The organism is Micromonospora tulbaghiae (assembly GCF_900091605.1).
GTDB classification, from domain to species: domain Bacteria; phylum Actinomycetota; class Actinomycetes; order Mycobacteriales; family Micromonosporaceae; genus Micromonospora; species Micromonospora tulbaghiae.
Genome location: NZ_FMCQ01000001.1, coordinates 919,668 through 944,571 on the forward strand (window position 1 = coordinate 919,668; position 24,904 = coordinate 944,571).

24 protein-coding genes, 1 tRNA gene and 1 pseudogene are annotated in these 24,904 nt (G+C 73.1%); 14 read left to right on the forward strand and 12 right to left on the reverse strand.

Annotated features, from left to right (window positions below; genetic code table 11):
• Positions 1 to 24: 24 nt before the first annotated feature.
• The 5 genes from GA0070562_RS04510 to GA0070562_RS04530 form a co-directional block, all read right to left on the reverse strand.
• Entirely contained in the window at positions 25 to 489 is a 465-nt protein-coding gene (locus GA0070562_RS04510) for a hypothetical protein (protein WP_091416196.1), read from the reverse strand.
• Positions 490 to 605: 116 nt separating this feature from the next.
• Positions 606 to 797, reverse strand: a complete 192-nt coding sequence (locus GA0070562_RS04515) for a general stress protein CsbD (RefSeq protein WP_091415216.1) — start codon at positions 795 to 797, stop codon at positions 606 to 608.
• Between the two features lie 151 nt (positions 798 to 948).
• Complete coding sequence (locus GA0070562_RS30870) at positions 949 to 1,665, reverse strand: VOC family protein (RefSeq protein WP_091415220.1); 717 nt, start codon at positions 1,663 to 1,665, stop codon at positions 949 to 951.
• Between the two features lie 128 nt (positions 1,666 to 1,793).
• A complete protein-coding gene (locus tag GA0070562_RS04525) occupies positions 1,794 to 2,903 on the reverse strand; it encodes a hypothetical protein (protein WP_091415224.1) in 1,110 nt (369 codons plus the stop codon).
• Between the two features lie 75 nt (positions 2,904 to 2,978).
• The gene (locus GA0070562_RS04530) at positions 2,979 to 3,635 is read right to left on the reverse strand and encodes a 4'-phosphopantetheinyl transferase family protein (protein ID WP_175438612.1); all 657 of its coding nucleotides are present in this window, start codon (positions 3,633 to 3,635) and stop codon (positions 2,979 to 2,981) included.
• A 127-nt stretch (positions 3,636 to 3,762) separates the two neighbouring features.
• On the opposite strand from GA0070562_RS04530, the gene GA0070562_RS04535 reads away from it, so the two are divergent.
• Positions 3,763 to 4,038 carry a hypothetical protein gene (locus GA0070562_RS04535; protein ID WP_091415228.1) on the forward strand — a complete coding sequence of 92 codons (276 nt, stop codon included), beginning with the start codon at positions 3,763 to 3,765 and terminating at the stop codon, positions 4,036 to 4,038.
• Positions 4,039 to 4,090: 52 nt separating this feature from the next.
• On the opposite strand, the gene GA0070562_RS04540 is transcribed toward GA0070562_RS04535, so the two are convergent.
• From GA0070562_RS04540 to GA0070562_RS04550, 3 genes are all read right to left on the reverse strand, one after another.
• A complete protein-coding gene (locus GA0070562_RS04540; RefSeq protein ID WP_091415231.1) occupies positions 4,091 to 4,864 on the reverse strand; it encodes a peptidase in 774 nt (257 codons plus the stop codon).
• Between the two features lie 2 nt (positions 4,865 to 4,866).
• Positions 4,867 to 6,159, reverse strand: coding sequence for a VWA domain-containing protein (locus tag GA0070562_RS04545; protein WP_091415236.1), 1,293 nt, complete (start codon positions 6,157 to 6,159; stop codon positions 4,867 to 4,869).
• A gap of 304 nt (positions 6,160 to 6,463) precedes the next feature.
• Positions 6,464 to 8,134, reverse strand: a complete 1,671-nt coding sequence (locus tag GA0070562_RS04550; protein ID WP_091415240.1) for a dolichyl-phosphate-mannose--protein mannosyltransferase — start codon at positions 8,132 to 8,134, stop codon at positions 6,464 to 6,466.
• 92 nt (positions 8,135 to 8,226) lie between these two features.
• Here GA0070562_RS04550 and rsmI point away from each other — a divergent pair, with 92 nt between their 5' ends.
• The gene (rsmI, locus tag GA0070562_RS04555; RefSeq protein WP_393350041.1) at positions 8,227 to 9,066 is read left to right on the forward strand and encodes a 16S rRNA (cytidine(1402)-2'-O)-methyltransferase; all 840 of its coding nucleotides are present in this window, start codon (positions 8,227 to 8,229) and stop codon (positions 9,064 to 9,066) included.
• 13 nt (positions 9,067 to 9,079) lie between these two features.
• Here rsmI and GA0070562_RS04560 read toward each other — a convergent pair whose 3' ends face one another.
• Positions 9,080 to 9,910 carry a hypothetical protein gene (locus GA0070562_RS04560; protein ID WP_225853259.1) on the reverse strand — a complete coding sequence of 277 codons (831 nt, stop codon included), beginning with the start codon at positions 9,908 to 9,910 and terminating at the stop codon, positions 9,080 to 9,082.
• A 127-nt stretch (positions 9,911 to 10,037) separates the two neighbouring features.
• Between GA0070562_RS04560 and metG the strand changes: the two genes are divergently transcribed.
• On the forward strand, positions 10,038 to 11,870 hold the full coding sequence (metG, locus tag GA0070562_RS04565; protein ID WP_091416207.1) for a methionine--tRNA ligase: 1,833 nt from the start codon (positions 10,038 to 10,040) through the stop codon (positions 11,868 to 11,870).
• A 58-nt stretch (positions 11,871 to 11,928) separates the two neighbouring features.
• On the opposite strand, the gene GA0070562_RS04570 is transcribed toward metG, so the two are convergent.
• Positions 11,929 to 12,780, reverse strand: coding sequence for an alpha/beta fold hydrolase (locus tag GA0070562_RS04570; RefSeq protein WP_091415250.1), 852 nt, complete (start codon positions 12,778 to 12,780; stop codon positions 11,929 to 11,931).
• Between the two features lie 61 nt (positions 12,781 to 12,841).
• Positions 12,842 to 14,086, reverse strand: a complete 1,245-nt coding sequence (locus tag GA0070562_RS04575; protein WP_091415255.1) for a hypothetical protein — start codon at positions 14,084 to 14,086, stop codon at positions 12,842 to 12,844.
• Between the two features lie 81 nt (positions 14,087 to 14,167).
• Here GA0070562_RS04575 and GA0070562_RS04580 point away from each other — a divergent pair, with 81 nt between their 5' ends.
• The 6 genes from GA0070562_RS04580 (at position 14,168) to GA0070562_RS04605 (ending at position 19,994) form a co-directional block, all read left to right on the forward strand.
• Positions 14,168 to 15,070 carry a TatD family hydrolase gene (locus tag GA0070562_RS04580; protein WP_091416211.1) on the forward strand — a complete coding sequence of 301 codons (903 nt, stop codon included), beginning with the start codon at positions 14,168 to 14,170 and terminating at the stop codon, positions 15,068 to 15,070.
• A gap of 13 nt (positions 15,071 to 15,083) precedes the next feature.
• The gene (rsmA, locus tag GA0070562_RS04585) at positions 15,084 to 15,953 is read left to right on the forward strand and encodes a 16S rRNA (adenine(1518)-N(6)/adenine(1519)-N(6))-dimethyltransferase RsmA (protein ID WP_091415257.1); all 870 of its coding nucleotides are present in this window, start codon (positions 15,084 to 15,086) and stop codon (positions 15,951 to 15,953) included.
• Positions 15,954 to 16,039: 86 nt separating this feature from the next.
• Entirely contained in the window at positions 16,040 to 16,993 is a 954-nt protein-coding gene (locus GA0070562_RS04590) for a 4-(cytidine 5'-diphospho)-2-C-methyl-D-erythritol kinase (RefSeq protein WP_091415261.1), read from the forward strand.
• Positions 16,994 to 17,058: 65 nt separating this feature from the next.
• Positions 17,059 to 18,858, forward strand: a complete 1,800-nt coding sequence (locus GA0070562_RS04595) for an ABC-F family ATP-binding cassette domain-containing protein (RefSeq protein WP_091415265.1) — start codon at positions 17,059 to 17,061, stop codon at positions 18,856 to 18,858.
• A 97-nt stretch (positions 18,859 to 18,955) separates the two neighbouring features.
• Complete coding sequence (locus tag GA0070562_RS04600) at positions 18,956 to 19,411, forward strand: DUF4383 domain-containing protein (protein ID WP_091415268.1); 456 nt, start codon at positions 18,956 to 18,958, stop codon at positions 19,409 to 19,411.
• A gap of 115 nt (positions 19,412 to 19,526) precedes the next feature.
• Positions 19,527 to 19,994, forward strand: coding sequence for a DUF4383 domain-containing protein (locus GA0070562_RS04605; protein ID WP_091415273.1), 468 nt, complete (start codon positions 19,527 to 19,529; stop codon positions 19,992 to 19,994).
• Between the two features lie 30 nt (positions 19,995 to 20,024).
• On the opposite strand, the gene GA0070562_RS04610 is transcribed toward GA0070562_RS04605, so the two are convergent.
• The gene (locus GA0070562_RS04610; protein WP_091415277.1) at positions 20,025 to 20,693 is read right to left on the reverse strand and encodes a TetR/AcrR family transcriptional regulator; all 669 of its coding nucleotides are present in this window, start codon (positions 20,691 to 20,693) and stop codon (positions 20,025 to 20,027) included.
• 72 nt (positions 20,694 to 20,765) lie between these two features.
• Here GA0070562_RS04610 and GA0070562_RS04615 point away from each other — a divergent pair, with 72 nt between their 5' ends.
• The 5 genes and pseudogenes from GA0070562_RS04615 to GA0070562_RS04630 all read left to right on the forward strand — a co-directional run bounded on the left by GA0070562_RS04615 (position 20,766) and on the right by GA0070562_RS04630 (position 24,769).
• A complete protein-coding gene (locus tag GA0070562_RS04615; protein ID WP_091415281.1) occupies positions 20,766 to 21,614 on the forward strand; it encodes a helix-turn-helix domain-containing protein in 849 nt (282 codons plus the stop codon).
• Positions 21,611 to 22,018, forward strand: a complete 408-nt coding sequence (locus tag GA0070562_RS29900; RefSeq protein WP_139135428.1) for a hypothetical protein — start codon at positions 21,611 to 21,613, stop codon at positions 22,016 to 22,018. The genes GA0070562_RS04615 and GA0070562_RS29900 overlap by 4 nt, the downstream gene beginning before the upstream one ends.
• Before the next feature lie 15 nt (positions 22,019 to 22,033).
• Positions 22,034 to 22,105, forward strand: a tRNA-Gln gene (locus GA0070562_RS04620).
• 62 nt (positions 22,106 to 22,167) lie between these two features.
• Positions 22,168 to 23,733 (forward strand): annotated as a pseudogene (gene glmU / locus GA0070562_RS04625) (bifunctional UDP-N-acetylglucosamine diphosphorylase/glucosamine-1-phosphate N-acetyltransferase GlmU); the annotation flags it as partial.
• Positions 23,734 to 23,788: 55 nt separating this feature from the next.
• Positions 23,789 to 24,769, forward strand: a complete 981-nt coding sequence (locus tag GA0070562_RS04630; protein ID WP_030501163.1) for a ribose-phosphate diphosphokinase — start codon at positions 23,789 to 23,791, stop codon at positions 24,767 to 24,769.
• Positions 24,770 to 24,904: the final 135 nt, after the last annotated feature.

The following is a 24,904-nucleotide window of genomic DNA, read 5'->3' on the forward strand; positions in this document are numbered from 1 at the left end:
CGTGACGCGGGTGCCCGCGACGGCTCAGGCGCGGCGCACGTCGGTGACCATCGCCGCGTAGGGCCCGGCCGGTGTGCCGGGCCCGGCCTGGTCCGCGGGGACGACGTTCTCCATCCGGAGCCGCAGGAGGGCCGGTTCGGCGGTGTCGAGGACGATCCGCCACCCCCAGCCGCCGCCGTACTCGGCGGTCAGTTCCACCGCCGACGACCCGCCCGCCGAGCCGGTGAGCGTCATCGGTGTCGGCTGCTGGTGCCACGAGTCGCCCCACCAGGCGACGAGCGAGCCCGGCCGGTCGCCCGCGGCGATCACCAGCAAGCCGTCCTGCGGACCGTCGTCAGGGTGGTCCCACGAGTACGACACGGTGGTCAGGTGCCCGCCGGCCGCCGTGGCGACTGTGAGCGCGGCCGGCGACTCGGCGAGCGGATCGGCGGGCATCAGCCGGAAGCCGTTGGTGCCCACCCAGGACCCGGTGACGTCGGTGAGAACCATCGCCACAGAATAGGAACCACCCCCGACACTGCCCTTCCACGCCGGTCCGGGGAGATCTTGGAAGATTTCGGCCCCTATGAGGGCCGTTTGCTACCAAGATCTCCGGCGGGGCAGGGTCAGGCGGAGAAGTTGTCGTCGGCGTCGTGGGCGTCCGCCTGGATGTGCTCGCCGGGGCGCTTGCCCCGGATCTCGTCCTGTTCGCGTGCCCGGTCCGCTTCGGCGTGTTCGCCCTGGTTCAGGTCACCGAGCCGCGCCCGGGCCGGACCGGCCAGGTCCTCCAGGTCGTTCTTCGCGCGCTCGACGCTCATGCCGCCTCCCCGGATCGTCGCGTGGCGGCCCTCGCCGCCTGCCGCGTCGCGTCCCCGCTGGCCCGGCCGGCAAACCGCCGCCACCGGGCCCGGCTCCGCCGCACGACCCGGGCCGGCTGCGCGCCGCGACTCAGCCGGCCGCGCCGGGCGGCTATGCGGGCGGCATGCTCGCGGTCAGGTCCTCGGCGTGCCGGAGCGTGTCTGCCAGCGCTTGGCGCGAACCGTCGTCCAGCGGGATCGAGCGGGCCTGCCGCACCAGCTCCCGCGCGGACTCCGGCTCGCCGAGTTGCAGCGCCAGCTCCGCCCGGTAGACCAGCGCCTCCACCTGGACGGCCGGGTCGTCGGCGGCCTCCGGGCGGGCCAGCGCGCCGTCGAGGATCCGCGCGGCCTGTCCGGGATTGCCGCGCGAGTCGGCCTGCACCACCGCGTTGCCCAGCGTGCGGGCCAGGCCGCCCTTGTCGTCGGCCCGGGGTGGCTCGGCCCGGCCGACGAACCGGATCCAGTTGCCGCCGGGGTCGACGATGCTGAACCCGAAGTGGCCATCCTGGTTGCGGCGGGGCCGGGGTCGGGTCATCCGGGGCACGCCGGAGACGAGCACCCTGCCGTACGTGGCACGCATCCCGTCGGCGAAGGCCCGGTGGATGTCGACCAGGTCGTCCACCACGACCAGGCAGGAGCCGTACGAGTCGGCGGGATCGAACTCCGGCATCCCGAAGAAGTGCAGATGGAGATCCTCCCGCCGCAGCGTGAGGTACGGGTTGGGGCGCTCCTGCCGGTACGTGACCTCGAAGCCGAGGGCCTGGTAGAAGGGCGCCACGTCGTCCAGGGAGCGGCACGGCAGCAGCGGGATCGTCGTCTCGTTCGCCATGCTCCGAGCCTGGCGACCGGGGGCCGGCACGCGCACATGGAAATGTCCGAACGGCTGCCGGCGCCACCCGAACGGACACGGGGGCCGGTCCGCAGTGGACCGGCCCCCGTGCGGGGTTTCGCGTCAGGTCAGGGCTTCCAGGACCCGGCGGAACGGAAGCGGTGCTTGTATTCGACGACGCCGTTCTGGTCCTTCACGTCGAAGATGAGCTGCCCGCTGCGCTTCGACCCCTCGGGCAGGTTGGTGCCCGAGGTCATCAGCTTGCCGCAGCCGGAGAAGGCGCCGCCGATCCCGCTCTCCTCGGTGCCGTCCGCGGCGACCCAGGTGAAGTAGAACGGGTTGATCGAGCCGGTGCCCTTGGTGATCTCGGCGGTCACGTCGGCGATCAGGAACATGCCGTTCTTCGGGCCGGGCATGACCTCGCTGCAGGCGGCGTTCCTGGTCCGGAAGTTGCCGACGGTGATCTCGATGGTGCCGCGGTCGTCGTTGACGACCAGCTTGTCGCCGGCCGGCATGTTGAACGTCTTGTCGTCGGTGTTGCCCGGCTGCGACGTGCCGGTGGGAGCGCCCGTCGGGGTGTCACCTGTGGGCTGGCCGTAGGTGACGCCCGGGGTGGGCAGCGAGTCGATCGCCTCCTGGGTCTTCTTCGCGCCGCTGTAGATGGCGAAGATGCCGCCACCGCAGCACAGCAGCAGCAGGATCACCGCGACGATGCCGACCGTGATCCAGATGTTCTTGTTCGACTTCTTCGCCGGCGGCCCGAACGGCGCTCCGGGCGGCGGCGGGTACGCGCCACCACCCGGCGGCGGGTAACCGCCCGGCGGCGGGTACGCCCCGCCCGGCGGCTGGTACTCGAACCCCGGCGGCTGGTACGCCCCGGCCGAGGGCTGGTACTCGCTGCCCGGCGGCGGGTAGGGCGCGCCCGAGGTGGGCGGTGCCGGCGGGAACGCCGTGGTGGGCGCGGGCGGGTACTGCTCGCCCGGACCCGGCTGCGGCGGATAGGGCGCCCCGGAAGTCGGCGGCTGCGGCGGACCGGAGACGGGTGGCGCACCGGAGACGGGCGGCTGCGGCGCGTCCGAAGGCGGCGGGTAGGGCGCACCCGAGGTGGGAGCGGGTGGGGGCGCGTACGGGTTGCCCGGCACCGGCGGCATCGGGGCGGTGGGGAACGCCTGCGTCGGCGGTTCCTGCGGCTGCTGGTTCGGGTCCGGTGACCCGGACGGAGGCTGAGGGTGGCTCACCGTACTCCTTGGGCGCCTTCGGAATTTTCAGTCGGAACGACGGTACAAGCCGGGCACAACCCGCCCGGCAGTGCCTCATCGATGTGGCAGGACGGCCGCGGTTCGGACCAGGTCGTCGTCCACGGCGAACCGTCCGGTCACCGCTGACGGCGGATCGGGCACCGGGGCGGCAGCGAGCCGGGCCGGTGCGATGAGGGCGTGGAACGTGCCCGCCTCCGGGTCGAGCACGACGCGCGCGTCGGCGAAGCCCAGCCACGTCCCGACCAGCGGGTGCCAGACCTTGTAGACGGTCTCCTTCGCGCTGAACAACACGGTGGGCCAGGGCGTGCCGGACGGCAGCCGGACCAGGTCCGCCTCCTCGTCGGGGCGGCACACCTTCCGGCGTACCCCCGGGGAGAGCGGCCGGTAGCGCTCGGCGTCGATACCGACGGCGCGCACGTCGGTGGCGCGGGCGGCGGCCGCCGCGCAGTAGTCGCGGGTATGGGTGATCGCGCCGACCACGCCGGGCGGCCAGATCGGGGCCCGGTCGGCGCCGGCGGGAACCGGCGCGGCGGGCAGGCCGAGCGCGCCGAGCGCCCGGCGGGCGCAGACCCGCCCGGCGGTGAAGTCGCGGCGACGGCCGGGCACCGCGCGCTCACCCAGGGCGGCCAGCTCGGCCGGGAGCAGGTCACCGGCCCAGTCGGCGGGGCCGGCCACCGCCACGGCGACCTCGGCCGGAAGCAGATCACGCACGAGAGGTGGATGACGGGGACACGCGGTGAACGTACCGTAACGCTTGGGCGTGCCGCTGCGCTGACGGAACGTTGCGGGGAGGCAACCGGTCCATCACCACCCATTCCCGACTCGGAAGGAGCGGCCGATGACGCCTGGCGCGGAGGTTTCGGGGAGCACCGGCGGCGAGCACGTGCCGGTGACCCCCCACTGGACCTGCGGCTCGTGCGGTGACGACTGGCCCTGCACCACGAAACGTCATCACCTGCTGCGCGAGTACCAGGTGGACCGGGCGTCGTTGAGCGTCTATCTCGGGTCCTGCCTCGCCGCGGCGGCGCAGGATCTGCGCTCCGTGCCGGTCACCGCGCTCCAGGACCGGTTCATCGGCTGGGTGCCGCGCGGCCCGCGTACCGCCGAGGCGTGAGCGCGTCCGGTGGCCGCCGCGTCGGGTTCGCGGCGGCCACCGGTTGCGGTCCTCAGGGGCGGCGGGGCCGCCGGGTGAGCCCGAAGCCGACCACGCCGGCCACGGCGGCGAGCACGCCGCCCACTGTGGTCCACACCCAGCGCGATCCGGCCTCGGGGAGCCAGCCGGTCAGGTCGTACTCCTCGTCGGCCACCGGCTCGGGTGTCGGCTCGGCGGTGAGCACGGTTCCGGCGCGGGTGTTCGGCACCAGCGGCGCGGCCAGTTCGCCGTCGTCGCCGGACGCGCCGCCCTCGTCGGTCGCGCCGACGAGCATCTCCACGTCGATCGGCAGACCGAGGTCGGGTTCGGGCAGGTCGGTGACGGAGAGCCGGATGTAGTAGGTGCCGGGCAGCGGGTCGCCCGACCAGGGCTCGGCCCACGGCCGTACCCGCCGCAGCGTGCAGCCCAGCGCGACGCTCGTCGCCGACGCGTCAGCGGTGGGGGTCTGCGCGCCCGCTGTGCACGCCTGCCGGCGGCGCAGCCCGTCGAAGACGTCGACGGTCCAGGTGGACGCGCCGCTGCGTGACTTCGGGAACGTGACGGTGGCGGTGACCTCGTGCACCTGCCCGGCGTCGGCGCGGAACGACCAGTACAGGTGGTCGCCGGTCGACGCGCCCACCTGCACCGGCTGACCGGCGGCGACGGTCGTGGCGGTGAGGAACGAGGTGCCGGCCTTGGTCACCGTGGTCGCGCCCGGTGACGGGCTGGGCGCGGCCAGGGCCGCCGCCGGGGTGAGGGTGAGTCCGACGGCGGTGGTCGCCGCCGCGGCGCGGATCAGCGTACGCATGCTCAGTTCGTCCTCCACGTGTGCACCCACCAGCGGGTGAGCAGTCCGGCGAGCAGCCCGGTGAGCAGTCCGGCGAGCGTGAGCAGGAGCAGCAGCACCCAGCCGCGGCCGAGGTCCGGCCCGTCCGGCGCGGGGGAGGCGGCCACCACGTCGACCGTCAGCTCGACCGGCATGCCGGGACGGGCCTGGGTGCCGGGCTTGGCCGCGAACGAGTTGCTGACCACCAGACAGACGGTCCGTACGGCCTGCTCGGCGCCCGGCGTCGGCTCGGCGCTCGGGCCGTCCTGCTCCTCTTCGGCGGCCGACCAGCGCAGCCCGGCGGAGACCACGTCGGTACGCCCGCTGCCGGCGTCGACGCCTCGGACCAGTTCCCGCCCGTCCGGCGCGGTGGCGCGCAGCAGCACGCCGTAGTCCGGGTTGACCGGGCGGTCCAGCGCGACGCTCACCGAGGCGCGCAGCTCCTGCCCGGGCCGCACCGGCACCCGGTACCAGCGGTGCTCGGAGAACGCCTCCCGGTCGCTGTAGACGCCGGGGGCGAGCAGCGGCGCGCCCTCGCACGCCGTGCCGCCGCCGACCACCGCGGGGGCGGCCGTGTACGTGTCCCGGGCGCGGTCGACGAGCTGCTTGATCCGGCCGGTCAGCTCGTCGGCGCTCTGCGCGGCGGTGTAGGTGCCACCGGTCGCGCCGGCGATGCAGAGCAACTGCTTGCGTACCTTCTCGTCGGGCGCGAGGCCGAGCGTGTCCACGACGAGCCGGGTGCCCTGGGCGGCCAGCTCGCGGGCCACCTCGCACGGGTCGGGCGGCGCGCAGGTGTCCTCACCGTCGGTGATCAGCACGATCCGGCGGGCGGTGCTGCCGGTGCCGAGGTCCTGCGCGGCGGACCGCAGCGCCAGCCCGACCGGGGTGAAGCCGGTCGGGCGCAGCCCGGCGACGGCGGCCTTGGCCTGGGTGCGGTCCACCGGGCCGACCGGCACGATCTGCTGGGTGTCGAGGCAGCCCTGCTTCTTGTCCTTGCCCCGGTAGGTGGCGCCGAGCACCCGGATGCCGAGCTGTGTCTCGTCCGGCAGGGCGTCGACCACCTCGTTGAACGCCTGCTGGGCGACGGAGATCCGGCTGCGGCCGCCGATGTCGCGGGCCCGCATCGACCCGCTGACGTCGAGGACCAGCTCGACCTTGGGTGGTTCGGCGACGGGCTCGGTGGTCTCGTCGTCGGCCCCGGCGGGGCTCGGCCCGATCATCGCGGCCGCCGCCAGCAGTCCGATGAGGACGGCCGTCGATCGTCTCTTGTTGATCACCGGGCGAAGTGTAGTGAGATCCACTTTGGAAGATCATCCGGGTCGGAGGTCCCCGGCGGGGGATCTTTCCGGCGCCTGCCGGACCCGTCACGGTCGCGCGCCGCGACCCACCGTCAGCTGCACCATGTAAACCTTTCGGCCGGTGGTGCACCCGTCGGAAATCTGACCGGCCCGCACCCGTTGTGCGGTTGCCGGAGTGTGGTTAAGCTCTGTCTTGCGCGCCCCAATCGCCCGCTTCCCCCGTGGCAGGCGATCGGGGCGCGCTTCTCTGTGCCCGGCGCCGCACAGTGCCCGGCGCCCCGCGTCAGATCCAGCGGCCGTCCAGCCACATCCGCGCCGACCAGTCCGCGTACGGCAGCACCCGGCCCACGAAGATCGGGTAGAAGTACGCGAAACAGAGCGCCACGAGCAACACGTACGCGCCCGCGATGATCCCGCCCACCAACCGGCGGTCGTGGACCTGTTGCGGGTCCGGTGGCGCGGCAGTGTTCGTCACCGGCGCCGGGGTGGCGATCGCGCCGAGCACGTAGACCACCGCGAGCACCAGGAACGGCACCGCCGGCGCGGCGTAGAAGGAGAACATCGTCCGGCCGTCGAGGGCGAACCAGAACCAGGGCAGCAGGCCGGCGGCGACGCTGAGCAGGATCGCGCCCGCCCGCCAGTCCCGCCGGGCCAGGCCGAGCCAGGCGGTCGCGGCCAGCGCCGGCAGGAACGACCACCACAGCAGCGGCGTGCCCAGCAGCAGCACCTCCGAGGCGCAGCTCGGCGCGCCGCAACTGCCGTCCCCGGACCAGTGGAACGCCACCGGGCGGCCGAGCAGCAGCCACTGCCAGGGCCAGGACTGGTACTTGTGCGGGTCGTCGAGCTGGGTGTGGAAGCCGTACGCGGCCTTGTGGTACTCCCACAGGTTGATCAGCGCCCCGACGAACGGGGTGTCGCTCAGCTCCGGGTTGTTCGGGTAGCGCTCCGCCAGGCGGTAGTAGCCGTCCTGCCCGAGCAGCCAGCCAGACCAGGTCGCGACGTAGGTCACGAGCATCAGCACGCCCGCGGCGAGCAGCCACGGCAACTCGTCGAGCACGGCGTCGCGCCACGGCCGGCGTACCCCGGACGAGCGGCGGACGCCCACCTCCCAGAGCAGCACCAGCAACGCGAACGCCGGCACGAAGTAGAGCGCGCTCCACTTCACCGAGCAGGCGCAGCCGAGCAGCACCCCGGCCGCCAGCCGCCACCACGGCCAGTCCCGCCAGCCCGACGACGGCCGGCCGGCCCGCCCCGGCTGGGTCGGGTCGAGCCCGCCCTCCAGCGCCCGGGCCCAGCGCCGCCGCCGGGCGTCCCGGTCGAGCACCAGCGCGCCGAACGCGGCGAGCACGAGCAGCAGCAGGAAGATGTCGAGGATGGCCGTGCGGGACAGCACCAGGTGGTAGCCGTCGAGCGCGAGCAGCAGGCCGGCCGCGCAGCCGAGCACCGTGGAGCGGAACATCCGCCGCCCGATCCGGACCAGCAGCAGCACCGACAGCGTGCCGGCCACCGCCGCGCCGAACCGCCAGCCGAACTCCGGCGAGGTGGTCATCAGATGACCCGGCACCGAGACGCCGCTGTCCGCGTCCTGGTAGCCGAAGGCCCACTCGCCGATGCCGATCATCCACTTGCCCAGCGGTGGATGCACCACGTACGAGGGGCCGTTGTCCTTGTAGTTCCACTCGAAGCCGCGGTCGATCAGCCCGTACGCGTCCTTGGCGTAGTAGGTCTCGTCGAAGATCTTCCCGGGCGGGAAACTGAGCCCCACGAAGCGCAGGATGGCGGCGATGGCCACCACCACCGCTGTCGCCAGCCACGCCTGACCTCGGCCGATGCGGTCGTCGACCGTGGCGAGCCGGCGCCGCACGGCCGCGGGGAGCCCGCGCCCGGCGCCGTCGCCCCGGTCGGTGGTGGAAGGGTCCGGGTTCGCGCTCTGTGCTGTCGACGCACTCGTCACCCGGCGATCGTAGGCTGCGAGGGTGCCCGGTGGCGTCCGTCGTCTCCGAAATTGGTACGACCGTCGATGAAGGAGCGCACGCCGTGGGGGAAATGTCCGAGGTAGGGCGGCTCGTGTTGCTCGGCGCGCCGCTCGGCAACCCGGCCGACGCGTCCGCCCGGTTCCGCGAGGTGCTGGCCGTCGCCGACGTGGTCGCCGCCGAGGACACCCGGCGGCTCACCCGGCTGGCCCGCGACCTGGACGTGACGGTGCCCGGCCGGATCGTCTCGTACTTCGAGGGCAACGAGGAACGGCGTACCCCCGAACTGGCCGAGGTGCTCACCGCCGGCTACACGGTCGCGCTGGTCACCGACGGCGGCATGCCGAGCGTCTCCGACCCCGGATACCGGCTGGTCCGGGCCGCGCTGGACGCCGGGGTGCCGGTCACCGCGGCGCCCGGGCCGAGCGCTGTGACCACCGCGCTGGCGCTGTCCGGGCTGCCCTGCGACCGGTTCTGCTTCGAGGGCTTCCTGCCGCGTACCCCCGGCGCCCGCCGCTCCCGGCTGCGCGCGCTCGCCGCCGAGGACCGCACGCTGGTGTTCTTCGAGGCGCCGCACCGCATCACCGGGGCGCTCGCCGACCTGGCCGAGGCGTTCGGCCGGGACCGTCCAGCCGCGCTCTGCCGTGAGCTGACCAAGACCTACGAGGAGGTCGTCCGCCGGCCGCTCGGCGAGTTGGCCGAGTGGGCCGCCGAGGGCGACCCCCGGGGCGAGATCACGCTCGTCGTGGCCGGTGCCCCGGCCACGCCCGCGGTCCGGCCGGACGACGAGACGCTGCGCGCCGCGGTGGCCGAGCGCGAGGCGGCCGGGTTGTCCCGCCGGGACGCGATCACCGAGGTCGCCACCGCGTACGGGCTGCGGCGGCGGGAGGTGTACGCGGTGGTGCACAGCTGAGGCGCCGGGCACCTCACCAGGTGGCGGCCAGGAAACCCAGAGTGATCAACGCCGGCCCGGCCAGCGCCAGGCCGACCGCCCAGCGCCGCTGCCGTTCCTCCGCGAGCCGGGTCGCCCCGGTCCACCTGGCGATCCCGGCGGCGCAGCCGGCCACCAGGGCCAACCCCAGCAGCCAGCGCAGGTGCCGTCCGGCGCCGGTGTCCGCGTAGGCGGTGGACCCGGCCGGCCCGGTCATCCGCGCGCGCAGCGAGCTGCCGGTGTCGGTGCGGCCGGCCGGCACACCGCTGACGCGTACCCCGTGGGCCTGGAACCGGTCCCCGTCGGCGGAGAAGATGCCCCGGCAGCGCTGGGTGAGCCCGCCGCCCGCGCACTGCGTGATCATCACGGTGCCGCCGGTCGAGTGCCCCACCGCCAGCCAGAACGGCCCGGCGCTCACCCAGGCGAAGAACGCGGCGAGCAGGCTCAGCGTCAGCAGTACGGCCAGCCCGGCGGGCGGGCTCGGCGGCACAGCCGGGCGGGCGCGTTCCCGCCGCGCGGGCGCCCGCCCGGGGCGTGGGCCCGGCTCGTCGCGCAGCGGCGTGCCGTCCCAGTGCACCTCCTCGATCGGCGCCCAGCCGCCGGACGGGGCGGCCTCGCGCTGCCAGCGCGGCTGGCGTACCGGCACCCGGTTCGGCACCGCGTCCACCGGCGCTCCGGTGGTCGGCTCCACCTCCACCGGCGGGTCCGCCGGGTCGAGCCGGGGCTGCGGGGCGACGGGCCCGCCGGGCGGCGTGGGCCGCGCCGCGCGCCGGGTGGCGGCCGCCGAAGGCTCGGGCGCCGCTGGTCTGCTGGTCACGATGTTCATTTCACACCGGTACGTCTGGCTTGTTGGGCAGCTCACGCCGCGTGTCGGCGACAAATCGGACGTACGGTCGGAGCGCACACCCCATTGGTTCGCGGCGCACCCACGGCAATCACTAGGCTTGCTGCTCATGAGTCACGTTCTCGCCGCGGTCGCCTGGCCCTACGCCAACGGCCCGCGCCACATCGGCCACGTATCCGGATTCGGCGTTCCCTCCGACGTCTTCTCCCGGTACATGCGGATGGCCGGCCACGACGTGCTCATGGTCTCCGGCACCGACGAACACGGCACCCCGATCCAGGTGCAGGCCGACGCCGAGGGGGTCACCCCGCGCGAGCTGGCCGACCGCTACAACCGGGTGATCGCCGAGGACCTGCGGGCGCTGGGCCTGTCGTACGACCTGTTCACCCGCACCACCACGCGCAACCACTACGCCGTGGTGCAGGAGTTGTTCACCGGCCTGCACCGCAACGGCTACATCGTCCCGAAGGTCACCACCGGGGCGATCTCCCCGTCCACCGGCCGCACGCTGCCCGACCGCTACATCGAGGGCACCTGCCCGATCTGCGGCTACGACAGCGCGCGCGGCGACCAGTGCGACAACTGCGGCAACCAGCTCGACCCGGTCGACCTGATCGACCCCAAGTCGAAGATCAACGGAGAGACGCCGGAGTTCGTCGAGACCGAGCACTTCTTCCTCGACCTGCCCGCCCTGGCCGACGCGCTGCGGCAGTGGCTGGACACCCGCGAGGGCTGGCGCCCGAACGTGCTGCGGTTCTCCCGCAACCTGCTCGACGACCTCCAGCCCCGGGCCATCACCCGCGACCTGGAGTGGGGCGTGCCGATCCCGCTCGACGACTGGCGCGACCGCCCGGACAAGCGGATTTACGTGTGGTTCGACGCGGTCATCGGCTACCTGTCCGCGTCCATCGAGTGGGCCCGCCGCACCGGCGACCCGGAGGCGTGGCGCAAGTATTGGAATCCATCGGACGGCGAGGGCTCCGCCGTCTCTGCCAGCGGAGCTGGCGGTGATGCCCGCTCCTACTACTTCATGGGCAAGGACAACATCGTCTTCCACTCGGTGATCTGGCCGGCGCTGCTCGGCGGCTACTCCGGTGCGGGCGCCCGCGACGGCGAGCCGGGCGAGCTGGGCCGGCTCAACCTGCCCACCGAGGTCGTCTCCAGCGAATACCTGACCATGGAGGGACGCAAGTTCTCCTCCTCCCGCAAGGTGGTCATCTACGTCCGGGACTTCCTGGAGCGCTACGACGCCGACGCGCTGCGCTACTTCATCGCGGTGGCCGGCCCGGAGAGCAACGACACCGACTTCACCTGGGCCGAGTTCCTGCGCCGCAACAACGACGAACTGGTCGCCGGCTGGGGCAACCTCGTCAACCGGTCCGTCTCGATGGCCGCGAAGAACTTCGGCGCCATCCCGCCGGTCGACCCGGCCGGGCTCACCGAGGCCGACCAGGCGCTGCTGGACACCGCGAAGGCGGGCTTCACGGTGGTCGGCGACCTGATCGCCCGGCACCGGCAGAAGCAGGCCATCGGCGAGGCCATGAAGGTCGTCGCCGAGGCCAACAAGTACCTCTCCGAGCAGGCGCCGTGGAAGCTCAAGGGCGAGGACGACAAGCCCCGGATGGGCACCATCCTGCACGTCGCGCTCCAGGTCGTCAGCGACGCCAACACGCTGCTGACCCCGTTCCTGCCGCACTCCGCCCAGAAGATCCACGAGCTGCTCGGCGGCACCGGCGTGCACGCGCCGATGCCCGTCATCGAGGAGGTCGACGACCTCGACGGCGGGCCGTCGTACCCGGTGCTGACCGGTGACTACACGGTCGGGGCGCGCTGGGAGTCCGTACCCCTGGAGGTGGGCCGGCCGCTCGCGGCGCCGAAGCCGGTGTTCCGCAAGCTCGACCCGTCCATCGTCGAGGAGGAGCTGGCCCGCCTGGCCGGCTGACCACGCACGCGTGACCGCGGCCCCGGGGAGATTCCCGGGGCCGCGGTCGTCCGCCAGGTCAGGCGGTCGCCATGCTCGGCTTGCCGATGAACTCCATGATGGCCTTGTTGACCTCGGTGGGATGGGTCCACGGCGTGCCGTGCGGCGCGCCCTTCAGCGTGACCAGCTTGGCGTCGGACAGCATGTTCACCAGCCGCTGGCCCGTCACCGGGTACGGCAGCACGTTGTCCTTGTCGCCCTGGATGATCAGCACCGGCACGTCGATGTTCGGCAGGTCGGCGCGGAAGTCGGTCTGCCAGGCGTCCACCGAGTCGTGGGTGCCCTTGGCCGACGCCTGCGCGCCGATCTGCCAGTGCGCGTGGTACGCCTCGTCGCTGACCAGCTTCCCCCGGTTCTCGCTGGCGTTGAAGAACGCGTCGCAGAACTGGGTCAGGTAGGCGAACCGGTCCTGGATGATCGCCTTCTGGAACCCCTCGAACATGCTCTTGTCGACGCCCTCCGGATCCTCGGGCGCCTTCAGCAGGTAGGGCGCCAACGGGGCCATCATGACCGCCCGGTCCACCCGGTCCGACCCGTACGCGCCCAGGTAGCGGGTCACCTCACCGGTGCCCATGGAGTGCCCGACCAGAATGGCGTTGCGCAGGTCCAGCTCGGTCATCAGCACGTCCAGGTCGGCGGCGAACGTGTCGTAGTCGTAGCCCATGGCCGGCTGCGCGGAGTTGCCGAACCCGCGCCGGTCGTACGTGATCACCCGGTATCCGGCGTTCAGCAGCGGACCGCTCATCTTCTCCCAGGTCGCCCCGTTGAACGGGAAACCGTGGATCAGCACGATCGGCTGACCGGAACCGTGATCCTCGTAGTACAGGTCGATGGGTGCGGAGTTCTCCGTACCGACGGTGACGAAAGGCATGTCGGGATTCCCCCTCGCGCGGGCTTCTCGGACGCCCCACGCCTTCCCCAGCCGCCCCCGTCTATTCGTGCCCGGCCGGATAGGGCAGATCCACCACCCGGTCGTCGGTCAGCTCGGCGCCGGGCGCCCAGACCTCGTAGACACCCCGTTCCAGACACTGCGCGCCGGTCGCGGCCACCGCGTCCGGATCCGGGCGGCGCAGCCGCAGCCGCAGCCAGCCGCCCTCCTCCCGCAGCACCAGGCACGGCACCCCGCGCCAGGCCGCCGTGCGCAGCCGCCGGGCCGCCGCTTCCACCGGATACCGGGCGGCCCGGGTCATCGCCAGCACCCGGAACCCGCCCGGCTGGTCGGCCACCGCCTCGTACTCCGAACCCGCGTACGTGCCGACGAGCCGGGTGGACAGCGGCGTCTCGCCGGTCGGCACGTACTCCTGGTCGGCGGCCAGACCGGGCACCGCGGCGAGCAGGTGCCGCCACTGCGGCCCGGCCAGGCGCAGCCAGCCCCGCTGCTCCGCCTGGTAGGTGTAGAGCACCACCTCCACCCCCTCGGCCGGGTAGGCGAGCAGCGTCGCGTTCGCCGGCATCGGCAGGTCGGCGAACTCCCGGGTGACGAACTCCGGTACGAGCTGCCCGTTGCTCGGCACGAACCCGGTGCCCAGCACCGGCGGCCCCTGCCGGTCCCGGGGCGGCAACGCCATGAGGCCCCGGTGCGCCGCGCCCACCGGCATCTCGTAGTCGGCCGGGTCGGCGGCCCGCCAGCGCAGCGCGTACGCCACGTCGCCGCCCTCGGAGTCGCCCCGCAGCACCGCCATCCCGGCCGGCGTCCGCAGGTGCGCCACGTCGTGCTCCCGGTAGCAGAAGCCGTGCGGCAGCACGCCGCGCACGTGGCCGGCGAGCTGCCGGGCGGAGAGCACCTTCACCATCCGGGTGCCGGGCCGGATCACCGCCGACGCCCGTACCGCGGCGAGCGTCGGATCGGCCGCCGCACCGGGCTGCTGGCTGAGCCGGTGCACGTACGCCCAGCCCCGGTCCCGGTGCAGCGGCATCAGCAGCGGCGCGTCCGTCTCGTCGCCCGGCCCGGTCGCGCCGTGCACCGCGTCCACCTCGGTCGCGTGCACGAAACGGCGCCACGGGTAGCCGCCACCGGGTCGGGGACACCACTCGAAGCCGGGCGCCTCGTCGGCGCTGAACAACTCGTACGCCGCGCCCCGGGCGATCTCCTCGGCCGGGTGCACCCGGCCGCCGTACGTCACGCGCAACCCGGCCCGGTCGGAGGCGGGCCCGCCGGCCTGGTCGGTGACGGTCACTCCAGGACGCTAAGCCCGCCGGATGTGGGGCACGTGAACAGCCGGTGGCGGTCCGGGAACGCCGCACCGGGCCGGTGTGTGATGCTGGCCGCGATGACCGAGCAGACCGAGACCCGCAAGCAGCGCGCCGCCCGCCGGGCCGGGGAGTTCCCGCCCGCCCCCGAGCCGCTGCCCGTGCCCGTGCTGGACAGCCACACCCACCTCGACATCACCGTCGGCGAGTTCGGCACGCCTCCCGGCGGCAGCCCCGGCGACGACCCGGTGGCGGCCGCGATCGACGTCGCCGCCCGGGCCGGCGTGGACCGGCTCGTCCAGGTCGGGGTGGACGTCGGCTCGTCCCGGTGGAGCGCCGACGTCGCCGACCGGTACGCCCCGGTGCTCGCCACGGTCGCGCTGCACCCGAACGAGGCGCCCCGGCTGGCCGACCTGGACGAGGCGCTGCGCGAGATCGAGACGCTCGCCGGGCGGGACCGCGTCCGGGGCGTGGGCGAGACCGGCATGGACTTCTTCCGTACCGGCGACGAGGGGCGGGCCGCGCAGGAGGAGAGCTTCCGGGCGCACATCGCCATCGCGAAGCGGCACGGCAAGGCGCTCGTCATCCACGACCGGGACGCACACGCCGACGTGCTGCGCGTCGTCGACGACGAGGGCTCCCCGGACACCGTGGTGATGCACTGCTTCTCCGGCGACGCCGACTTCGCCCGTGAGTGCGTCCGGCGCGGCTTCCTGCTCAGCTTCGCCGGCACCGTCACGTTCGGCAGCGCCGCCGCGCTGCGCGAGGCCGCCGCCGTCACCCCGCCGGAGCAGATGCTCGTCGAGACCGACGCGCCCTACCTCACCCCGATGCCGTACCGGGGACGGCCCAACGCGTCGTACCTGATCCCGCTGACCGTCCGCTTCCTCGCCGAGACCACCGGCACCGACCTGGACGAACTCTGCGCCACCATCTCCGCGACCGGCGACCGCGCGTTCGGGCCGTGGTGAGAGGATGCCCGGCGTGACCGGACTCCTCGGCCCGGCGGAGATCCGGGAACTCGCCGCACGCCTCGGCGTCACGCCGACCAAGAAGCTCGGCCAGAACTTCGTGCACGACCCCAACACCGTGCGCCGGATCGTCACCACCGCCGGGCTCACCCCCGACGACGTGGCGCTGGAGGTCGGCCCCGGGCTCGGCTCGCTCACGCTCGCCCTGCTCCCGGTCGCCGCGCACGTGCACGCCGTCGAACTCGACCCGGCGCTCGCCGCCGCGCTGCCGGACACCGCCGCCCGCTTCGCCGGGACGGCCGCCGAGCGGCTCACCGTCCACCCGGCCGACGCGCTGCGGGTCACCGCCGCCGACCTGGCCGACCCGGCGCCGACCGCGCTGGTGGCGAACCTGCCCTACAACGTCGCCGTGCCGGTCGTGCTTCACCTGCTCGCCGAACTGCCCACGCTGCGCCACGGCCTGGTGATGGTGCAGAAGGAGGTCGCCGACCGGCTCGTCGCCGGTCCCGGCTCCAAGGTGTACGGCATCCCGTCGGTCAAGCTCGCCTGGTACGCCCGCTCCCGCGCCGCCGGCAAGGTCCCGCCGAACGTGTTCTGGCCGGTGCCGAACGTCGACTCCGGCCTGGTCGCGTTCACCCGGCGCGAGCCGCCCCGGCCGGACGTACCCCGGCGGGCCGTCTTCGCGGTGGTCGACGCCGCGTTCGCGCAGCGCCGCAAGACGCTGCGCGCCGCCCTGGCCGGCTGGGCCGGCGGCGCCGACCGGGCCGCCGCCGCGCTCACCGCCGCCGGTGTCGACCCGGGCGCCCGGGGCGAATCGCTCACCGTCGAGCAGTTCGCCGCCATCGCCGCGTCGGCCCCGGACGCCCCCGGCGCCGAGCAGTAGGCTGGCGCCGTTGCCCGCCCCTGCGCCGAGGAGCTGACCGTGCCGAAGCCGTTCGACATCCGCCCACGTCCGGTGGAGTCCACCCGGTGACCGAGGCATGGCGACCGGAGGACGAGGACGGGCAGCGGCGCGGCGCCAGCGGGCCGGTCAAGGTGCGGGTGCCCGCCAAGGTCAACCTGCATCTCGGCGTCGGACCGCTGCGGCGTGACGGCTACCACGAGCTGAACACCGTCTACCACGCGATCTCCATCTACGACGAGCTGACCGCCCGCCGCGGCGACACGCTCACCCTCACCATGGAGGGCGAGGGCGCCGGAGAGCTGGCGCTGGACGACACCAACCTGGCGCTGCGCGCCGCGCACGCGCTCGCCGGCTACGCGGGCGTCGCCCCGCACGCCCGGCTGCACCTGCGCAAGCAGATCCCGCTCGCCGGCGGGCTCGCCGGTGGCAGCGCCGACGCCGCCGCCGCGCTGGTCGCCTGCGACACGCTCTGGGGCACCGGGCTGTCCCGCGACGAACTGGCCGGCATCGCCGCCGACCTCGGCTCCGACGTGCCGTTCCTCATCCACGGCGGCACCGCGCTCGGCACCGGCCGGGGCGAGGCGGTCAGCCCGGTGCTGGCCCGCCCCACCTCCTGGCACTGGGTGGTGGCGATCGCCGACGCCGGCCTGTCCACCCCGGCCGCGTACCGGGAACTGGACCGGCTGCGCGACGCCGGAACCGCCGGCACGCCGCTGGGCAGCACCGACGCGCTGCTCGCCGCGCTGCGCCAGCGCGACCCGCGGGTGCTCGCCGCCACACTCGGCAACGACCTCCAGGACGCCGCGCTGACCATGCGCCCGTCGCTGGCCGAGACGCTCAAGGCCGGCGAGGCGGCCGGCGCGCTCGCCGGCATCGTCTCCGGCTCCGGTCCCACCTGCGTCTTCCTCGCCACCGGCGGGGCCGACGCCGTCCGGATCGCCGCCGAGATCACCGCCGCCGGGGTGTGCCGGGAGGCCCGCGTCGCGCACGGCCCGGTCGCCGGCGCCCGCGTCGTCTGACGCCCCGTACCCTTGACTCAGGCGTCCCGGACCCCCGGGACGCCTGAGTCGTGAAGGGTGGGTCAGTGGCCAACATCGTCAACCTGGACCGGGTGTCCAAGGGGTACGGCGCCGCGGGGCCGCTGCTCACCGACGTCTCGCTCGGCCTCGACGACGCCGACCGGGTCGGCGTCGTCGGCCTCAACGGCGCCGGCAAGTCGACGCTGCTGCGGCTGCTCACCCGCACCGAGGAACCCGACGACGGCCGCGTCACCCACCGCCGCGACCTGCGGGTGGCCTGGCTGCCGCAGCGCCTGGACCTGGCCCCCGACCTCACCGTGCGGGACGTGGTGCTCGGCACCGCCTGGCTCGGCGAGAGCATGGGCGCCGAGCACGAGTGGGCCGGCGACGCGGGTGTGCGCGCCATCCTCGACGGCCTCGGCATGCCCCACCTCGGCCTGGACACGCCGGTCGGCCCGATGTCCGGCGGGGAACGCCGCCGCGTCGCGCTCGCCGCCCTGCTGGTCCGCGACGCCGACCTGCTCGTCCTCGACGAGCCCACCAACCACCTGGACGTCGGCGGCGTCGACTGGCTGGCCCGGCACCTGGTCACCCGCAAGGGCGCGCTCGTGGTGGTCACCCACGACCGCTGGTTCCTCGACGCCGTCTGCACCAGCACCTGGGAGGTCGCCGACCAGACCGTCCGGGCGTACGAGGGCGGCTTCGCCGCGTGGACGCTGGCCCGCGTCGAGCGGCAACGCGTCGCCGCCGCCACCGAGGCCCGCCGGCAGAACCTGCTCCGCAAGGAGATCGCGTGGCTGCGCCGCGGCGCGCCGGCGCGTACCTCCAAGCCCAAGTTCCGCATCGACGCGGCCAACGCGCTCATCGCCGACGTGCCGGAACCCCGCGACACCACGTCGCTGCAACGGCTCGCCACCGCCCGCCTCGGCAAGCAGGTGTACGACCTCGAACACGTCCGGCTGCACGCCGGCCCGAAGGAGATCCTGCACGACACCACCTGGCAGGTCGGCCCCGGCGACCGGGTCGCGATCCTCGGCCGCAACGGCGCCGGCAAGACCACCCTGCTGCGGATGCTCGCCGGAGTGACCGGCCCCGACAGCGGGCGCTTCGCCGCCGGGCAGACCGTCCGGCCCGCGTTCCTGTCCCAGGAACTCGCCGAACTCCCCGGCCACCTGCGTGTGCTGGAAGCGGTCGAGGAGGTCGCCCGCCGGGTGCAGTTCGGCGACCGGGAGATCAGCGCCTCCCAGCTCGCCGAGATCTTCGGCTTCGACGACAGGCGGCTCTGGACCCCGGTGAGCGATCTGTCCGGCGGCGAGCGCCGGCGCCTGCAGATGCTGCGGCTGCTCGCCGGGGAACCCAACGTGCTCCTGCTCGACGAACCCACCAACGACCTGGACACCGACACGCTCGCCGCGCTGGAGGACCTGCTCGACTCGTGGCCCGGCACGATCGTGGTGGCCAGCCACGACCGTTACCTGATCGAGCGGGTCACCGACGTCGCGTACGGCATGTTCGGTGACGGCCGGCTGGTGCACCTGCCCGGCGGCGTCGACGAGTACCTGGCCCGCGCCGCCGCGGCCGGCGGCCCGGCGCCCGCCGACCTCACCCCGGCCACGGCGGCCCCGGCGCGTGAGGGCATGTCCGCCGCCGAGGTACGCGTCGCGAAGAAGGAACTCAACCGGCTGGAACGGCAGATCGCCAAGCTCGAACAGAAGGAGGCGGGCCTGCACGAGCAGCTCGCCGCGAACGCCACCGACTACGCCCGGGTCGCCGAGCTGGACGCCCAGCTCAAGGAGGTACGGGCCGAGCGGGACCGGACCGAGGAGACCTGGCTGGCTCTCGCCGAGGAGCTTCCGGCCGGCTGACCTGCCGCCGGGGTGGGGGGTGTGCGGCGTCACTGACCGGCGTACGGGACAATCACCGGTGGAACCCTCGTCCGAACGGTCTTTTGGAGACGCAGAGATGGCCCACACCCCCGTCAACCACCCCGCGCGGCCGATCTACCGGGCGATCGGCGGGATCGTTGGTCTGTACTTCGTCGTCTTCGGCGGCCTCGGCATCATCGCCAGCGCCGGCAACGACTTCCTCGCCCAGGACGACACCAAGGTTCTGGGCCAGGGCACCAACATGGCGTTCTCGCTGCTGTCGGTGCTGGTCGGCGTCGTGATCCTGGTCGGCACCGCGATCGGCCGCAACCTCGACGTGGCGATCAACCAGTGGCTGGCCTACACGCTGATGGTGATCGGCCTGGCCGCGTTGGCGTTCCTGCAGACCGACGCCAACATCTTCAACTTCTCGATCATGACCGACGTCGTGGTCCTGACCCTGGCGCTGGTGCTCCTGATGGTCGGCATGTACGGCAAGGTCGGCTCCGACGACGAGCACGAGGCCTGGCAGAAGGCCCGCCTGGTGCTCTGATCCCGCCTCTTACCGAAGGCCCGGCGCAGCGCGCCGGGCCTTCGGTGTTTTCCGGACGTGAGCGGACACCGCAGGCGACAATTGCCCCGAATCAGTCACACGGCTGGAGGGCATCATGGCGCACTTCCCGGTGAACCACCCCGCGCGGCCGCTCTACCGGGTGCTGTCCGGGCTCATCGGCCTCTACATCCTGGTCTTCGGCGTCTTCGGCGTCTTCCAGACCTGGGGCGAAGGACTGTTCGGCCGCGACAGCGACTGGGCTCTCGGCCTGCGTACCAACCTGGCGTTCTCGCTGGTCTCGGTGGTCTTCGGCGCGGTCCTGCTGGTCGGCGCGTCCCGCCGCGACAACCTCGGCCACTACATGAACCTCACCGCCGGGGCGGTCTTCCTGGTCACCGGCATCCTGATGATGTCCGTGCTCCAGACCTCCGCGAACTTCCTCAACTTCTCGATGTCGACAGTCATCGTGTCGCTGCTGTTCGGGCTGGTCCTGCTCGCCACCGGCCTGTACGACAAGGTCGGCACACCTGAGCACGCCGAGGAGGAACGGCAGCGCCGCTACCACCCCATCGGCGAGCGCTGAGCGCGGCTGCCGACGCGTGCCGGAGCGGCGTCAGCCCCGGGGGATCGGCCCCGGCTTCGACTCCAGGTGCGACAGCCCGTTCCAGGCCAGGTTCACCAGGTGTGCCGCCACCGTCTCCTTGCGCGGCTCGCGCACCTCCAGCCACCAGCGGCCGGTCAGCGCCACCATGCCCACCAGCGCCTGGGAGTACAGCTCCGCCAGCTTCGGGTCGTACCCCCGGATGGAGAACTCGCCCGCCAGGATGTGCTCCACCTGGTGCGCCACGTCGTTCATCACGCTGCTGAAGTTGCCCGTCGCCGACATCAGCGGCGACTCCCGGACCAGCACCCGGAACCCGCTGGTCTCCTCCTCGATGTAGGTCAGCAGCGTCAGCGCGGCCTGCTCCAGCAGCTCCCGCGGGTTTCCCGCGGTCAACGCCGTGGTGATCCGGTCCAGCAGGGCGCGGACCTCCCGGTCCACCACCACCGCGTAGAGCCCCTCCTTGCCACCGAAGTGCTCGTAGACCACCGGCTTGGAGACCTTGGCGCGCGCCGCCACCTCCTCGATCGAGGTCGCGTCGAAACCGCGCTCGGCGAAGATCTGCCGGGCGATCGAGATCAGCTGCTCGCGCCGCTGCGTCGCGGACATCCGCACCCGGGAGGGCTTCGCCGCCGGCGCGGGCCGCCGACGGGCGCGTTCGCTGCCGGAAACGTCGGTCACCCGTCCATCCTGCCAGGCGCGACGCTCGCGGTCAGACCGGCCGCTGTCGTACGCGCGTTCTAATGTGTGCCCGTGACCGACCCCCTCGCCGCCCAGGCGCGGCGCCTACGTGTGGACGAGCAGCTCTCCGTCGCCGAGATCCGGGCTCGCCTGGGCATCGGCCGCGACCGGGTGTACGCGCTGCTGCGCGGCATCCCGCCGCCGGAGTGGACCCGCCGGCCGCGAGCCCGGGACGACGCCCGTGTCGAGGCCCTGCGGCTGCGCGCGGCGGGCCGGTCGGTCAACGAGATCGCGGCGCGCCTCGGGGTGGCGAAGTCGACCGCCTACCAGTGGGTGCGGCACCTGCCGCTGGACCCGGACGATGAGACGGCCGAGCGGCGCCGCGAGCACTCGAAGGCGATGACGGAGGCGCGCTGGAGCGCGTACCGGGAGGCGCGGGACGCCGCCCAGGCCGCGGAGCAGGCCCGCGCCGCCGGTGTGGTCGGCGGTCTCGGCGAGCGGGATCTGCTGATGCTGGGCGCCGCGATCTACTGGTGTGAGGGAGCCAAGTCCAAGCCCTGGCGGCCCCAGGGCCGGTTGGAGTTCGTCAACAGCGATCCCGGGCTGCTCGCCCTGTTCCTCGCGTTCCTGGCCTCCTGCGGGATCGAACGCGACGTGCCGGCCTATCGGCTCCTGATCCACGAGTCCGCCGATGTCCCTGCGGCGGAACGCTGGTGGGTGGAACGGCTGGCCCTTCCGCCGGAGCGGTTCGGCCGGGCGACCCTCAAACGGCACAACCCGGCGACGGTACGGCGGAACAACGGCGCGGACTACCGCGGCTGTTTGGTGATCACCGTTCCGCGCAGCCGGTGGCTCTACTGGCGCATCGAGGGCGTGATGGCCGGGGTCGGGCGCGCGGTGGGACAGGAGCGAGATGGGTGATCAGCCGGATGCCACCGGCGGCCGCAGTCGGCGTGGGGCGCTGCGGGGCGCCGCAAATCGGCTGCGCGAGGAGGGCTGGCACGAAGAGCAAACCGGGCAACCCCCGTTACGACCTGACGTTCACCAACAGCGACATCCGCCTGGTGGAACTGTTCGTCCGCTTCGTCGAGACGACAGGGCGAAGCCGCCATGAGCTGAGATATCGCGTGGCCATCCACGAAGACGTTGAAGAGACACCACCCCCGGACCACGCGGACCGACGTCGGGGTGGAGTACCGGGATGTCTCGTCGTGAGAGTGCCGCGCTCGCGCGACCTGTACCTGTGGATGACCGGCGCGGTGGAGGGCATGGTCGCGGCGTCTGCCCCCGATCCGAGACCTCCGGAGGCGGACGGCACCCGCTAAGCTGTCTGCGTCCCTTCGGCCGTGGTGTAACTGGCAACACCCAAGATTTTGGTTCTTGTGTTTCAGGTTCGAATCCTGGCGGCCGAGCAAATCCAGGTATAGGTGCCCTTCTTGGGGTACGCGGCAACCTGCGGGCTGCTCTGGTTAGCATGACCGCGAGACTGTCGCCGTCCCGACGGGAGAGCCACGTCGTGTCCCAGCCCCACCTCCGCACCGTTGTCGTGCTCGCCGCCGGTGAGGGCAAGCGGATGAAGTCGTCCCTGCCCAAGGTTCTGCACCCGCTGCTCGGCCGTACCCTGCTCGGTCACGTCCTCGCCGCGGCCGGCCCGCTGGGCGCGGACCGCACAGTGGTCGTGGTCGGCCACGGCGCCGACCAGGTCCGGGAGCACCTGTCCGAGGTCGCCCCCGGCGCCACTCCGGTGCTCCAGGAGCGCCAGCTCGGCACCGGGCACGCGGTCCGCATCGCGCTGGACGCGGTGCCGGACGCCTCCGGCACCGTCGTGGTGATCAACGGGGACGTGCCGCTGCTGCGGCCGGAGACGGTCCAGGCGCTCGTCGAGGCGCACGAGGAGGCCGCCGCGGCGGCTACGGTGCTCGCCGCCGAGGTGCCGGACCCGACCGGCCTGGGCCGGATCGTGCGGGACGTGCAAGGACAGCTGGAGCAGATTGTCGAGGAGCGCGACGCCACCCCCCAGCAGCGCGCGCTGCGCGAGATCAACGCGGGCATCTACGCGTTCGACGCGGCTCGCCTGCGGGAGGCGCTGGGCAAGCTCTCCACCGACAACGACCAGGGCGAGGAGTACCTGACCGACGTCTTCGCGTTGCTGCGCGACGCGGGGGAGCCGGTGGCTGTGCACTGCGCCGCCGACCACGTGGAGACGCTCGGCTGCAACGACCGGGTCGAGCTGGCCGCGCTGCGCGGGCTGCTGCGCGACCGGGTGAACGAGAGCTGGATGCGTACCGGGGTCAGCATCCTCGACCCCCACACCACCTGGATCGACGTGACGGTGACCGTCGAGCGGGACGCGGTGATCGACCAGAACACGCAGCTCCAGGGCGCCACGACGGTCGGCGAGGGCGCGCTCGTCGGCCCCGACACCACGCTCGTCGACACGGTGGTGGGCGCGGGCGCGAGCATCGTGCGCAGCCACGCGCTCGGCGCCGAGGTGGGCCCGCAGGCGAGCGTCGGCCCGTACGCGTACCTGCGGCCGGAGTCGCGGCTGGGCCGCAAGGCGAAGGTCGGCACGTTCGTGGAGACCAAGAAGGCGTCGATCGGTGACGGGTCGAAGGTGCCGCACCTGTCGTACGTGGGCGACGCGACGATCGGCGAGCACAGCAACATCGGCGCGGCGACCGTCTTCGTCAACTACGACGGGGTACGCAAGCACCACACCACCATCGGCAGTCACGCGCGTACCGGAGCGGACAACATGTTCGTGGCGCCGGTGCGGGTGGGCGACGGCGCGTACACCGCTGCGGGTTCCGTGATCACCGGTGACGTGCCGCCGGGCGCGATGGCGGTGGCGCGTGGTCAGCAGCGCAACGTGGAGGGCTGGGTGCTGCGCAAGCGGGCCGGCACGGACGCCGCGGAGGCGGCGCGGCGGGCCGGTGAGGGTGCGTCGGACACGGGCGGCGCCGCAAGCGAAGGTGACTGACTCCACGGCGATCGCCGGGCCGTGGGTGGATCGCTGAACCGGGGGCATACTGCAACCGAACAGTCCCCGGCCCACCGCCGCCGGGCACCACCGACATACGGGAGCAGACGGGCCCATGGGCAGCATCGTCGCCGAGAACCGCAAGAGCCTGATGCTCTTCTCCGGGAGGGGTTTTCCGGAGCTGGCCAAGGAGATCGGTGAGGTGCTCGGCGTCGCGCCGACGCCGGCCGACGCGTACGACTTCGCCAACGGCGAGATCTTCGTCCGGTACAAGGACTCGGTCCGTGGTTCGGACGCCTTCGTGGTGCAGTCCGTGACACACGGCGTGAACACCTGGGTCATGGAGACCCTGATCATGGTCGACGCGCTGAAGCGTGGTTCGGCCAAGCGGATCACAGTGGTGTTGCCGTTCTACCCGTACGCGCGGCAGGACAAGAAGCACCGCGGCCGGGAGCCGATCTCGGCGCGGCTGATCGCCGACCTGCTCAAGACGGCGGGTGCGAACCGGATCCTGACCGTGGACCTGCACACCGCGCAGATCCAGGGCTTCTTCGACGGCCCGGTGGACCACCTGTTCGCGATGGACGTGCTGGCCGAGTACGTGGAGCACAAGTACGCGGGCCGGCCGATGACGGTGGTCGCGCCGGACTCTGGCCGGGTACGTGTGGCCGAGCGGTGGACGGACCGGCTGGGCGGTTGCCCGCTGGCGTTCATCCACAAGACCCGCGATCCGCTCAAGCCGAACCAGGTGGTGGCGAACCGGGTGGTCGGTGAGGTCGAGGGCCGGGTGTGCCTGATCGTGGACGACATGATCGACACCGGCGGCACGATCACCAAGGCGGCTGACATCCTCAAGGAGCAGGGCGCGGCGGAGATCGTGGTCGCCTCGACCCACGCGCTGCTGTCCGACCCGGCGACGGAGCGGCTGAAGAACAGCCCGATCAGCGAGGTCGTGGTGACGAACACGCTGCCGCTGCCGTCGGAGAAGCAACTGGACAAGCTGACCGTGCTGTCGATCGCCCCGCTGCTGGCCCGGGCGATCCGGGAGGTCTTCGACGACGGGTCGGTGACCACCCTGTTCGGTGGCCTGAGCTGAGCACGCCGGTCCGGTCGCCGGGGAGTTCTCCGGCGACCGGGCCGATGCCCTGCGGAACCGGCCCGGCGGTGATAACGGGGGACTGCCGGAGAGCCGGGAATTCCCTCGGGTAGACTGGTGCGGTTGCCACGGCGA